Annotated in this window: 12 protein-coding genes; all 12 read right to left on the reverse strand. The window is 41.9% G+C overall.

Annotated features, from left to right (window positions below; translation table 11 throughout):
• Positions 1 to 8: 8 nt before the first annotated feature.
• Positions 9 to 1541 carry an extracellular solute-binding protein gene (locus NV381_RS13190; protein ID WP_258213749.1) on the reverse strand — a complete coding sequence of 511 codons (1533 nt, stop codon included), beginning with the start codon at positions 1539 to 1541 and terminating at the stop codon, positions 9 to 11.
• Positions 1542 to 1674: 133 nt separating this feature from the next.
• Positions 1675 to 3153, reverse strand: a complete 1479-nt coding sequence (locus tag NV381_RS13195) for a sulfatase-like hydrolase/transferase (protein ID WP_258213750.1) — start codon at positions 3151 to 3153, stop codon at positions 1675 to 1677.
• A 588-nt stretch (positions 3154 to 3741) separates the two neighbouring features.
• The gene (locus NV381_RS13200) at positions 3742 to 4053 is read right to left on the reverse strand and encodes a hypothetical protein (RefSeq protein ID WP_258213751.1); all 312 of its coding nucleotides are present in this window, start codon (positions 4051 to 4053) and stop codon (positions 3742 to 3744) included.
• A gap of 139 nt (positions 4054 to 4192) precedes the next feature.
• Positions 4193 to 4720, reverse strand: coding sequence for a DNA topology modulation protein (locus tag NV381_RS13205; protein ID WP_258213752.1), 528 nt, complete (start codon positions 4718 to 4720; stop codon positions 4193 to 4195).
• A 415-nt stretch (positions 4721 to 5135) separates the two neighbouring features.
• Entirely contained in the window at positions 5136 to 6287 is a 1152-nt protein-coding gene (locus NV381_RS13210) for an oligogalacturonate lyase family protein (RefSeq protein ID WP_258213753.1), read from the reverse strand.
• A gap of 246 nt (positions 6288 to 6533) precedes the next feature.
• A complete protein-coding gene (locus NV381_RS13215) occupies positions 6534 to 7517 on the reverse strand; it encodes an SLAC1 anion channel family protein (RefSeq protein WP_258213754.1) in 984 nt (327 codons plus the stop codon).
• A 655-nt stretch (positions 7518 to 8172) separates the two neighbouring features.
• Complete coding sequence (locus NV381_RS13220; protein ID WP_258213755.1) at positions 8173 to 9756, reverse strand: sigma-70 family RNA polymerase sigma factor; 1584 nt, start codon at positions 9754 to 9756, stop codon at positions 8173 to 8175.
• Between the two features lie 375 nt (positions 9757 to 10131).
• Complete coding sequence (locus NV381_RS13225; protein ID WP_258213756.1) at positions 10132 to 10551, reverse strand: DUF1801 domain-containing protein; 420 nt, start codon at positions 10549 to 10551, stop codon at positions 10132 to 10134.
• A 252-nt stretch (positions 10552 to 10803) separates the two neighbouring features.
• Complete coding sequence (locus tag NV381_RS13230; protein WP_258213757.1) at positions 10804 to 10971, reverse strand: helix-turn-helix domain-containing protein; 168 nt, start codon at positions 10969 to 10971, stop codon at positions 10804 to 10806.
• A gap of 38 nt (positions 10972 to 11009) precedes the next feature.
• Complete coding sequence (locus tag NV381_RS13235; protein WP_258213758.1) at positions 11010 to 11159, reverse strand: RCC1-like domain-containing protein; 150 nt, start codon at positions 11157 to 11159, stop codon at positions 11010 to 11012.
• Between the two features lie 183 nt (positions 11160 to 11342).
• Positions 11343 to 11690 (reverse strand): VOC family protein, encoded by a 348-nt coding sequence (locus NV381_RS13240; RefSeq protein WP_258213759.1) that lies wholly within the window; start codon positions 11688 to 11690, stop codon positions 11343 to 11345.
• Positions 11691 to 11767: 77 nt separating this feature from the next.
• A complete protein-coding gene (locus tag NV381_RS13245) occupies positions 11768 to 12460 on the reverse strand; it encodes a DUF3888 domain-containing protein (protein WP_258213760.1) in 693 nt (230 codons plus the stop codon).
• Positions 12461 to 12518 lie beyond the last annotated feature (58 nt).

Below are 12518 nucleotides of genomic sequence, written 5' to 3' on the forward strand. Positions count from 1 at the left end.
TGTTCGAATTATTTTTGCTTCTGATATTGTTCATTCATTTCCTTAATGATGGCATCGCCCCCAGCTGCTTTCCAATCGGCGATCACTTTATCAATGCCATCTATGGGCTCTTGACCTACAATAATTTTGACCATTGAATCCATCCATTTTTTGTCTATGGTCGTTCCAACCTTCGTTGCCGTTTCGGAAACAAAGCCAAAGCCATCATTTGCTATTTTTACTTTCTCATTATTATCGAAATACGATTTGATCGTGGCTATCTCCTTAGGATCCATCCATTTATAAATTAAAAACATCGGATCAAACCGCTTGAAAAACCAGCCGACAAGCAAAAATTGTCTGTCCTTCGTCGATGCCTCCAACTGTTCGTATTTGGTGTCAGAGATTTTCTTATAATGGACGCCTTCAATGCCATGCTTAACCAAATCATAACCTTCATCCGATAACAAATAGTCCATCATTTTCAGTATTCTTTGCTGCTTCTTAGGGTCGAGCTTCGAATTAATGACAATTTTATCCGACGTAGGGTCGCCCGGCATTCCGCTCTTGCCTGATGGTCCTTTGGGCGGTAAGATCTGAACGAGTTCAGCCTTAGGATCCACTTTCATCAAAGGAGGTAAGGTTTCGATATAAAGCTGCTGAGGATTTACATTTGCAACTCCGGATTTTCCTGCCTCCAGCTTATTAAGTGAATCACGTGACTTTAAGATCGGAAAATCTTTATCTAATACACCCTCTGCATACGCCTTACGCATAAACCCTATGAAATCCTTCAACTCTTTACTTTGTACCTGCATCGGGACAAGTTTACCGTTATCCAACTTCCATTTGTTCGCAAGCCCAAAGCTGGCAGTCAAGTAATTTGCGGTACCCTTAAAGCCGAAAGCACCTCCTGGACTAATTTCCATCGAAAAGCCTACCGTATCCTGTTTTCCGTTGCCATCTGGGTCTTTTGTAGCAAATGCTTTTGTCACCTCATAGAATTCATCGATCGTCTCCGGCGCCTTAAGTCCTAGTTTATCAAGCCAATCCTTGCGCATGGCGAGCGAGTCCCTTGCTTCTTGATAGTAGAAGGGAATGCCGTAATATTTATCTTTCGGGTTAAAGTGTTGTAACGACACTTCCGGAATATACTTGGTAATGTTGGGATACTTGCTCAATTCGGGTTTAACATCCATAAACACATTTCTTTCCTGCCACTTCACATACTCTGTGTTCGTCATATAAAATACATCCGGGAAATTGTTAGCTGCTGCCAAAACATTCAGCTTCTCTGGATAGTTGGCAGAGGGAACCCATTCAATCTTGAGGTCAATATTAAGCTTTTTGTTCAGTTCCTCTATGATAGGATGATTAGGCGGCCATCCCCCTCCGGCGTAGCTTCGTGTCATTAGGTTAATTGTCATTTTTTCTCCAAGATCGTTAGCTACTGCCTTGCCGCCCGCCGCTTCTTTCTTATCAACGACTTGTCCCCCCGAACATCCCGCGATGGTCCCTGTTAGCAACAAGCAACTTACGGTAAGCGCTATCTTTTTTTTCATATCTATAAAACCTCCCCCAATTTTTCTCCACTAATGGATACTTTGAATATATCAGTAAACCGATCCAAGTGTCGTTAACGGATCTTCCGATTTGTTTGCATTTTATCCACAATGATCAGGCTCCCTCATTTAGTCACGATATCTGCAGACCTCTTGAATCTCTATGATGAGGGACCACGTCACAGGTTTCTTGATAGAAATCTAACATTCTCTCTTTTAGAAGAAGCAGCTCGCCTGCTAAAGAGCTATCGTTAATTTTATTTTGCGTTTCACCAGGATCTTGGTTTAAGTCGTATAATTCGTCTGTTTCGTAAAATCTCCGTACATATTTAAAGTTTTTTGTACGGATCATCGTGGCCTTGGTGTGCTCCGGGCCTTCGCTTCGCTGCATCTCGCCTCTAGGCCAATACAACATGGAGGTATTTTCGTTAGCCGGGGCCGACTCGTTGCAGTGGAGTTCATCGTGCAATCGGCCGCCTTCGCAAAATACAGCATCTCGATGTTCATCCCTTTCTCCTGCAATGAGAGGAGCAAGGGAATGGCCGAAATGCGTATAATCAGGAGTGATTCCTGCATAATGATGCACGGTGGCTGACAAGTCTACAAGCTCTACAAGCGCCTCACTGATTCTTGGTTTGACCTTGTTATGTAACGGGGGCTTTACGATAAACGGAACCCGGGTCAAGCAATCCTCAAACGTGTTTTGTGCTTTTTCAACCAGCCCGTAATCCCCTGTGAAATCCCCATGGTCTGAAAAGAAGAAAACAGCAGTATCATCATAAATCCCGGCTTCTTTAAGCGCATCCATTAACATGCCGAATTGATGGTCAACGCGCGAACACATGCCGTAATAGGTGGCTCGAAGCTCAGTCCATCGTTCCTCTGTCCAGTCCTGCATATGTTGCTTCTCTCGCAGTCCCGACATCATGGACGACTTGTCGCTTGAGAGCATGTCCGGTGAAATCCGCTTCGGAATAAGGGATCGGTCGATAAGATTAAACCAAGGGTCTTCTACAGCATATGGCGGATGCGGGTAAATAATTGGCAAATAAATACATAAGGGCTGGTCCGTAGGGGCATTCTTTATTAGCTCGATGGCTCCTAAAACATTAGCCCAGTCGGAGTCGTAATACAACTCTTCATCACTTTCATTTTCCATCTTACCCACATAAAATGAGTAAAATGTATCGCTGTCCGGTTGTCCGCGTCTTAAATCCCCGCCAAACATAGGCTTGGGCGAACGTTCAGGTTTGTATTTCACATTGCAGTAGGCATCAAATCCGTTTTCACCTGGAACTAGATCATTTTTGCCGCCCCACCAGACAAAATACCCTTCATCCTTTAACGTTTTTAGTAATACCGGCTCATCCGGCTTCATCATATTATACATGGTGCGATGTCCTCTAACATGTGGATACCATCCGGACATAAATGAGCAACGGCTTGGCGTGCATACAGGGTTTTGACAGAAGGCATTTTGAAAAGAAACGGCATCGTTAGCAACGATATGGTCCAAATGTGGCGTTATTGCTGCAGGATTACCCATATGGCCCAATACGTCGCCCCTCCATTGATCAGGGTTAAATAAAATAATATGCGGCTTTTTTTTCATTCGACCAGACCCTCCCGTTTAATATGATGCTTCCTTAATTATTTGAATATAAAGCGGTATATTAAATATACGGTTAAAGGAATCTATGAGTCATTATCGGATTGTCCGATTTCTTTGCATTTTATCCAGATATATAGCTTACAGTCTAAGAAGGGAGCAAATGATCCATTATCCAATCTAGTGAAATTTAAACTAAAAACAAGCTTGGGTGGAAGACTTCCTCCACCCAAGCTTGTTCTTTTTTCACAAGGCTTCTTTATCATAAGATTATTCAATATATGAGCTTATGTTTTCCAAATATACTATTCATATTCTCAATGAAATTCCGCGTTTAAGTATCCCACATCGATTCCCCCAAATAACTAACGTGGCTTCAAGAATAAGATACTCACTTAGCAAATATGTGTGAATACCTATTCCCTTGATTGCACGCCTTAGTACCATGACAAACAGACTGCTGGCATCATCGGTAGCCTGTTCAACAATGGGCGGAGAACCTATGCAAATGCGCATATCTTGCAGGAAAGCACCAAATGGATACGACTTGAAAGGCACATCGACGTGTATCAAGCAACGTTCTGCCTTAGTTTAATCATTAGTTAGGCTTTTCGCTAACCCACGAACTGCTTTCAATTTCATGTCCAAATATCGTTCTTTTTTATATGCATCCCAAAAAAATTGCTTTAGTCCAATCTCTTTATACATTAGACTTCCGAGTATTTTATTTCGTAAAGCATTGTCTTTTATTATAAAATAAATATTTTTTAAAACATGAACATCATTTTCTTTTATATAATGATAATCCAAATCACTTATAGCTTCTCTAAATTGTAAATTTCTTTCGGAAACAATAGCTTCCTTCAGATACCCAATGGCAGCTTCATGACGGTTTCGATTCATCAAATAATCACCCGGTTTCATTCTGATCGGAATTATCTAATAACTCCTTAATAACTCTTTTCCAAGATTACTGCCCTTTACTTCAACGGACGACGGCAGCCCATCATATACCGGCTACCGTCGTGTTGTGATTGAACTATTAGTTCTGCGTTAATTTTAATGATTTCATTTTCTCTATAAACTGCCTAGCTGCCTTAGGGGAGCCCAGAATGATAATTTCCTTTTCTTGTGAAAGTCTATGAAGTTTTTCTAATATCTTAGGCTTCTGTTTTTCAGGATATTCCCACACCCACTTCAAAAATTGGAGATCGAGTCTTTCTTCACAACCTTCTGCCATGTCTATCCTATTTTTCTTATGGTACTGAATTCTTCTCTTCAACACACGGTACAGACATAACCATTTAGAAAGGTCGATAAAAATTATCGTATCCGCAGATTGCAATCTAATATCAATTGTACCTCCGTAATTACCATCGATAATCCAATTCTCACGACTTATAAGTTCCTCTTGAACCTTTCGTTGTTCTTCTTTGGGCGTGCCTACCCACCCTGGTTTCCAAAATATTGCGTCTAGGTGGTAAACTTTAATTCCTAGAATGTTGCCTAACTGACGAGCTAATGATGACTTTCCTGAACCGCCAGAACCTATAAGCATTATCTTTTTCATAAAGCCCTCCGTGGTTTTTCATAAACCTCCGTTAGCAAAGATACATTCCTTATTTTACCACAAATAACTATTGCAAATAACTGCCAGTTACTTCAACTGGCTGTCGGCTAACCGGCAGCCTGCTGTTATTGAGCTCTCGTTTCCTGTTAATTTAGACTTGGGTGGGATAATAATTTTATTCCAGAATATCCACTTTCCTTTCCCCACTGATGCAACCTGCTAGCTTGTGCTTCTCTCTTTTCACATCAAGCAACCAAAAGAGCAGGTGTCTCGGCATTGCGCCTGCCAGTACATCAGTATCAAATACCCTATTTTATGAGGATGTGGATGTTCGAACACAAGGAGACCCACAGCAACGGGCTGTGGGTCATAATTTTATATATTATAAAGGGAAGTCTGCCCACCGAAGTTTGGTTTAATCCAGATCGATTAAATACAAATTATTGTTCCTGTTCTCCCGATCGGAAGCGAACAAGATCTGCCTACCTGTCCAGCTGAAGGTCGGGTGGGCGTGCCTGCGGTTGTTGTACCAGGACGTCTTGTGCGTGCAAAGCGGAACCGGTGCCGGCTTTTCTTCATCAAGTCTGATTAGCACCAGATCATCGACGTCGTCGCCAACAAGCAGGGAATTGTCGTTATTGGCGTGGTAATGGTTACAATAATAAGGCAGCTCTATTGTGCGTATGACTTCGCCTTTCTTGTTAGCCAACCCGACATACGGTACCTGATTCTGTTCCGGCTCTGCATGTACAGTAGCTTGGGTGCGATCGGAGGTGATCGTACCGTCGTGGCCTTTTTTCCTATTATCAAAGAAAATCATGCCGTCACGGGTCCAAAATTCGTGGCCTACACAATCATCCTCCCCCTGACGAAAGCATGGGGTCACCGATCGTGAGACGGTATCAAGCAGCCACATCCGCTGGTGCACCAAGTTCCAAGGGCCCTCATGACAAAACATTGCGATCGTGCTGTCGTCCGGGGAAAATTGAAAATGACCGAGATAATGGGTATCCTCCCACACGTTGACCGCAGCGGAGCCATCCATATTCACGAGGGTGATCCACGCCTTTTTCACAGAATACATCGATTCCTTAAACCCAGAATAGTTTGCCCCCCGCTCAATGTTGACGTTTTCGTTGCGGATCACGCCGGTATATTTTTTGCACGGACTAATAAATGGGGAGCCTAATCGGACGTTTCCTCTTTCTTCGTAAATCACTTCCGATTGCAGCGTTCTCGTATTCACCTTTTTCAAGGTATTACCGGTTGTATAGACCAGCAGCTCGCTGTCCGGGCATTTTGTATGTGTTTTGATCCCTTGCTTTTCGTCCGTCACTTGCGTTATGAGCCCTGAGGCTATATCCATTTTAAAAAAATTGTAAACCTCCGGACTTTCCGAGGACCGGTCCGACAGAAAGTAAATCTCTTGATCGCCAAGCGTAAAGGAGTTATCCGTAAAGTAAAGGTGGTAATTGTTGGAGCCGTTTGACGTCAACTGCCACACCAGCCTGCCTGTTTTCTCATCCTTATAGCTCTTTTTCTCCGACTGAAACGTTTGACCTATCATGTAAGCCCTCCTCTTATTTTTGAACTTCACAATTGCCTATTGAGGTATTCGTGAAATGATTTGAACTATCCTGCCCGTCAGCTCAATGAATACCGGATCATTTTTGAGAAGATTCCTCAATTGTGGGAAATAATATATGTTCTTGTCACTGACTTTTGATAAGAACCTATATCGTTAAAATGAAAAAAACCGCAGTTACGCGGCTTCTAAAACTAACTAATCTGTGTATGATTATTTGAAAATGAACTATCCTCTAAGCAACTTGCCATTGAACAAAATGTTCAGCGTTCGAATAAACAAAACGATCAGAATGATGCTGAGCAATGCCAGAATGACCGCGGCGATGGCGATTAACAGCCAGGATTGCATGAACATAGCATACTTCAAAGCAGCATTGCTAAGCGCAGCCATCGGAAAGCTTACCCCCCACCAAGAAGCTCCGAACGGTACAGATTTTTTGAAAACTTTAAAGAACAGGACGATGAATAAAAACAAGCCAAAGTAAAATAAGATAGATGCGAATTGATCAATTTGTTGCATGAAGTTCGTATAGCTAAGAAAACCAACCTCAAACGGTGCAATCATGATGATCATGGAAGGCGTTAATCCGGCTGGCATTGGAGCATGATGGATCAATCTGGATACGACCATGATGAAGAAAACTAAAGCAACAATTCCGCCGATCGCTAGGCACATCAGATTGATTTCATGCGCCCAAGGGAACGGCATCGTTCCGCCGGCAACACCCACGTCTAGTGTAGCCACCCCAGGAATAATCAATGGAGGAACCGCATTTTCTGGTTCTTGATTTCCTTTTAACAATCGTGAGACGAAGACAAAACTAAGCGCTAAAGCGGACGCTGTACCTATGATCCAAACAGCTTGGGCTAATACTTGACTGTAGGTACCAAGCACGGAAGAAAGCAACAGAAGCGCAATCGCGATTGTGGCAAAAAAGTTCCCTAGGATAGGATGCGTAAATTCGCTTACCACTTTCTGAGGGTATAGAATCCATTTTGAAATATATCCAATGCTTAACGCGATAAACATAAGAACCGCAACGATTCCAATAAAATCAGCGATGACAGGCGAAGTACCGAATAGCTTGCTCGCTTGTCGCCAAGCCAAAGATAAACCTGAAATTCCCATAACTGACGCGAATAAATTAACCGGCAAGAATTGCACTGAACCGATGCTTCTTTGTTTCTGTATGGCAGCTGATGTTTGCATAGAAATCCACTACTTTCCTTTTATTTCGGACCCAAATCGCAGATGAAGCAATAATCGAAGAGGCTTTATACGAAATCTATCAAAACACACCCTACTAGTTCGACTAGACGAACTGTATCTATATTCTGATGAACTTCTTTAACAAACTAGGAAAACGCAAAGATGGAAAACAACACATACGTTGGGAGTCTAAACTACGTCTTCCAACGAGTTTCCTTATTTTAACCTTGTCACTAAAGGTGATCAATATCGTTGTTTCTATCATTCCTATAGATAGGAACTATATTGATTTAATAGAGATTATGTACATACCTAATCCGTTTGTAGGAAATTTGCAAGAGTTAACATTAAGATACATCATGACTTTTACAAAAACATATATCGTTAAAACAAAAAAAGCCGCAACTACGCGACTTTTAAGCATATATGTTCTTGTCATCTGACATCGTCCGACACAAACTTTGCCCCATTCCATTTAACGGCTCTAAGTTGGATTGGTCGCACAACCATCCTACGGGATCTTCAGATATTTTTCTATTTTCCAAGCACTATGTTTGGTTTTGAGTCCCAAGTTTCATACAAAATTCTGTCCATAATCCTTTTTAAAATCCTGCGGAAAACCTTATTCAATGACTTACTTTGTGCTGCAGCAAACTTAATCCTCACCGCTTACTTCATATAGCGCTTGTCCGTACATATCCCAACGCCATCTTGGAAAATTCCCTTGCAGATGCACACCACCATACCACTGGTCTATTCCTTTCTTCGCGATCCAGTCCTCTTCCCCATTCAAAACTTTCTTACCCAGCTCTGTCAAAACAGCTTCACAGTCATGAAGTGCTATAGAGGATTCGTTATAGGCAGGAAAAGCCCTTAATCCGTGAATTTGTAGCAAGGGATAAGGAGCTTGTGATATTTTCATTAGAATATGCCAGTATTCCAGATCCCCCATACCTAAAGCGTTCAGCTTATTTCCCACATCCTGAAACAATTCTAATGGACTGCTTATTCCAGCTTGAATCATCTCCAGCGTTGTCTGCTCTACGATGCCAAGTCCATTGACTGTAGAAGGAAACCGCGATAAATGCAATTGAAATGCTTCATTCGCGAATGGCAGTGCGGAGGTATCTCTACTTAGCAATTGTTGCAGCAAGCTTGGATCTGGAGAAGTGTAAGCCTGCCAAAATGCTTTGCCTAACTCCAATTCCTTTGCCCCAATAGTCTTCCATGTTCCCGACAAAGTTTCCATTTGCTCCAATGATAGCTGCCCTAGCCCTCGAAACAACTCAATTCCCGGATATTCGCCTATGCACAATAAGCTCAGCTTCGTTTTTAACAAAGACTGTCCCGAGAACCAATGCAGCAAATAGCATAACATCGTCTGATCGAATAAATCATGCTCAAACCATAACACAATCTCCTCATATTTATGAAAATCAGCCAAGGATTTCTCTTGTGCCTCGCTGCCTTGGATAAATTCCGCTTGAGGAATTCCCATCGTTTGCTCCAGATATTGAGCCCTGACAGAGCGATCGTTCCAATCAGCAGAATATAAACTTACAGGACCATGAGGGTATACCTCCCTCCACACTAGAACATCTCCGTGTACGATTCCTTGCCGCAGCTTCTCCGCCACTGAATCCCCGTTTACAATGTGCAGCATTCCTTTTCCTCCTTCGTACAAATGGTTGAAAACCGAAATCAGATCAGCTACAGGCAGCGATCCCTTCAGCTTACGGCGAGCATCAAAAAGGCGCTTTTTCAACACCGGAATCGAAGTGCCGAGAAGATTGGAGATTTCCTGGAGAGAATACCCTTGAAAATAAAATAATTGCACAGCAATTCGCATTTTGGACGTTAATCCTGCAATAGAGTCGTGAACCATCTGCTGCATTTCTTTTTTCTCAATAATGTCCGAAATGTCCGCTGGACTTGCCGTAGCCTCTATCGATGGCCGGTCTTCCGTATAGGGAACTGCACGGTGCTTCTTTTTGCGGATGATCCGATAACATTGCCGTACAACAATGGTTTTGAACCAACCTGGGAATGCTTCTGCCGTTCGCAGCTTGCACAAATGCAGAAATGCTTCTGTAAATGCCTCTTGAACCGCATCTTCCGCTAATTGAAAATCATGCAGCTTTTCATAGGCAACCGCATTCGCCATCGCTGAATAATGCCGAACAATATGCTCAAAGGCCTGCCGATCCCCTTGTTTCGCGTCTTCCACATATTGAACCATGCTCTCCCCACTCTTTCTTCTTTATGTTATAGAAGTGTCACGAGAGGTCATAAAGGTTACGGATGATATGGTTTCGAATAAAAAAAATTTGTACCTTATTTTCGGTTAGAGCATTAATTAATTTATAAAAACGAATATGGTTTGTGTGGTAAGCTGACGACACGAACATTATCCTTTAACACTATGGGTAACTTCTCCTGGCCAACTTATAGGATAATATTTGTGTCCTCCGACAATTAAGACATCCGAGTGGTGCATTTCTGCGCTATCCTGCCCTTAAGCTCAAAGAATGAATAACTGATCATTTTCCCCAATTGTGGCAAACGATATAAGCTCTTGTCATAATTGACAGGAACTTTATCCCATTCCCGACAATCAATTCGGGTAAGTTTTATTCAGAAACTTTACAGATTGATTAATCAACGCCTTCAATACATCAACATCAATGTCAGCAACTTTGTTGATGTAGACGCAACCTTTCCCTGACGTATGTTTTCCGAACTCCTGCAATAACACATCTCGCTCCATATCACCCGTCGCAAAATACAGACTGATCTTGGCTTTTCTAGGTGAAAAGCCAACTAGCGGTGCATCACCTTCGTGACCAGATTCATATTTGTAGTGATAGGAACCAAAGCCAATGATACTCGGACCCCACATCTTCGCTGGGTAACCTGTCGTTTCGGAGAATATATCTAATAATTTGAAGGCGTCCTCTCGCATCTTAAGATTTTTGACATTCTCAATAAACTCTATGACACTGCTGTCGGTCTCCTTTGTTTTTTGTTCATACATAGGTAAGATGTACCTCCCTTACTTTTCACAATGTCAAACTTCAAAGTTACAGTATCATGTATACAGAAAGGCTGTCAAAATTGGAGTTGATCCGCAGCCTTTTCCTGGTGTTTGAACTATCGTTTTCCGTTAATGCGGTTGGCAGTATATAATTATTTTCATTGTTCAGTTGAATAAAAAAACGGAAGTGAGAGGTCTTTATTTGTCTCTTCCATTAAAAATAAAAACACTATCTTGCTTTCGCGCATTCTATTATCCGAACATAGCAAAATAGTCGAATTCGGGTATCCGAAATACTGTTGTCAAATGCTTCTTGACCGTTAATTCTGTAATATACAGGTCCACCGCAATTTCTTGATTCGTATAACCCTTCTCCAGTGGTCCCACGACTTCTTTTTCCCGCTCGGATAGCATTGACATACCATCATCCTGCTGCTTGGAAGAACTATAAGGCCGAACTAATTGCCTGGTAGTTGGATGCCGCTCCAGCCACCTACATCGCACTGGCCATATTCATTATCACCCACAGCAACCATCGTGCCGTCCGATTTAAGCCCAACGGTATGACGACGACCCGCCGCTATGGTATCTTTAGGCCAGCGTTTCATCTTAAACGCCGCCTGTCCGAGCCAATCGCCTTCAATGTTCACTTGTTAATCACCTTCTATTTTTGATTACATGCCTGCCCAATAGCATAACGAAAAATGGAGCAGTTTGCGCTGGCAAACTGCCCCAAAGATGCGTTGAATTATCGTTTCTAGTTTGCTCAATAGCAAATGAATTACCACTCGTTATTTCTCCCAAAGCTCAATCAGTCGACCATCAGGATCTTCAATCCAAATAAACTTCCCAAATTCACTAATCTCTTTTTTCTTTGCAAGAGGTACACCAATATGTTCAAGATGCTTAATAGTCTCGTTTAGATTATGTACTTGGAAATTTAACATCACTTGTTGTTCTGTTGGAAAATAACTGTCATTCTCGGTAAAGAAAGAAAAGATAGTCTCATTTCCTAATTGGGGTTTTATCACAGTCCCATTCCAATTTTCTATTTCAATCTTCAACACTTCACTGTACCAGTTTTTTATAACTTCAAGATTCTTAGTTCTCCAAAATATTCCTCCGAAACCTTTTATCATCGTATCTAACTCCTGTCTGTCATCAAATTTTTAACTATCCGATTACATTAGTTTGCCCATTGCACTATCGTTTCCAGTTACTTCAAAAGATTTTGGTAATTGGGGAGGAAGTCATCTTTATCGGGACCTCTAAGATGTTCAAAATTTTTAAGCTCAACTCCAGCCGGCGAGATCCGATATGTAAGTACATCCTCGCCGACAGGTATATGAGGGCCGACTATTGGTTGAGCATCTATTGTGACTAAAAAATCAAAACCACGGAAAGCAGCTACCCTTTCAATGCTCTTCACATTTACAGAGTCTGGATAAACAACTGGTGGTATTGTAATTACATCTGAGTATACCTCAGCAAGTTTCTCTTTCATATGCGGAAGTAGAATTAAAACAAGCATATCTTGTAGCTGCAGTTCCCTTGAGTCCTCAAGTGGCTTATTACCAGCTGCATTTGAAGTTTGCTCTGAAAGAGCCTCAGCAGCAACATAGTGAACATCTAACTTATGTTTGTTATCCGTCTCAGGAGAGGCTTGTGTGTATTTTACAAGAGCACCACTGCTCTCAGCGAATAAACGAAGAGGTACATATGCCTTATTATTATAGTTAAGCACCTCTTCACCTTCCTGCAGTTGTACTTCTTTGGAAAGTCCGTTAGCTAGAAAAAAAGTAACTTTACTTGGAAAGATTGTTGCTTCAATTACACTCGAAGCCAATACAGAAGTTGTTGCCATTAAGAAGGCACCACACAACACACCTGCAATAAAATGTTTCTTCAATTCATCATCTCCCCGTCAAATGTAAATTCTTCTATCCATTTGACGAAGCCAATGTACT

The organism is Paenibacillus radicis (ex Xue et al. 2023), assembly GCF_024722015.1.
In the GTDB taxonomy this organism is placed as follows: domain Bacteria; phylum Bacillota; class Bacilli; order Paenibacillales; family NBRC-103111; genus Paenibacillus_S.

Coding starts and splice junctions, on each gene's coding strand:
- NV381_RS13190 (WP_258213749.1), bottom strand. CDS start 1,541: ATGAAAAAAAAGATAGCGCTTACCGTAAGTTGCTTGTTGCTAACAGGG.
- NV381_RS13195 (WP_258213750.1), bottom strand. CDS start 3,153: ATGAAAAAAAAGCCGCATATTATTTTATTTAACCCTGATCAATGGAGG.
- NV381_RS13200 (WP_258213751.1), bottom strand. CDS start 4,053: ATGAATCGAAACCGTCATGAAGCTGCCATTGGGTATCTGAAGGAAGCT.
- NV381_RS13205 (WP_258213752.1), bottom strand. CDS start 4,720: ATGAAAAAGATAATGCTTATAGGTTCTGGCGGTTCAGGAAAGTCATCA.
- NV381_RS13210 (WP_258213753.1), bottom strand. CDS start 6,287: ATGATAGGTCAAACGTTTCAGTCGGAGAAAAAGAGCTATAAGGATGAG.
- NV381_RS13215 (WP_258213754.1), bottom strand. CDS start 7,517: ATGCAAACATCAGCTGCCATACAGAAACAAAGAAGCATCGGTTCAGTG.
- NV381_RS13220 (WP_258213755.1), bottom strand. CDS start 9,756: ATGGTTCAATATGTGGAAGACGCGAAACAAGGGGATCGGCAGGCCTTT.
- NV381_RS13225 (WP_258213756.1), bottom strand. CDS start 10,551: ATGTATGAACAAAAAACAAAGGAGACCGACAGCAGTGTCATAGAGTTT.
- NV381_RS13230 (WP_258213757.1), bottom strand. CDS start 10,971: ATGTCAATGCTATCCGAGCGGGAAAAAGAAGTCGTGGGACCACTGGAG.
- NV381_RS13235 (WP_258213758.1), bottom strand. CDS start 11,159: ATGAAACGCTGGCCTAAAGATACCATAGCGGCGGGTCGTCGTCATACC.
- NV381_RS13240 (WP_258213759.1), bottom strand. CDS start 11,690: ATGATAAAAGGTTTCGGAGGAATATTTTGGAGAACTAAGAATCTTGAA.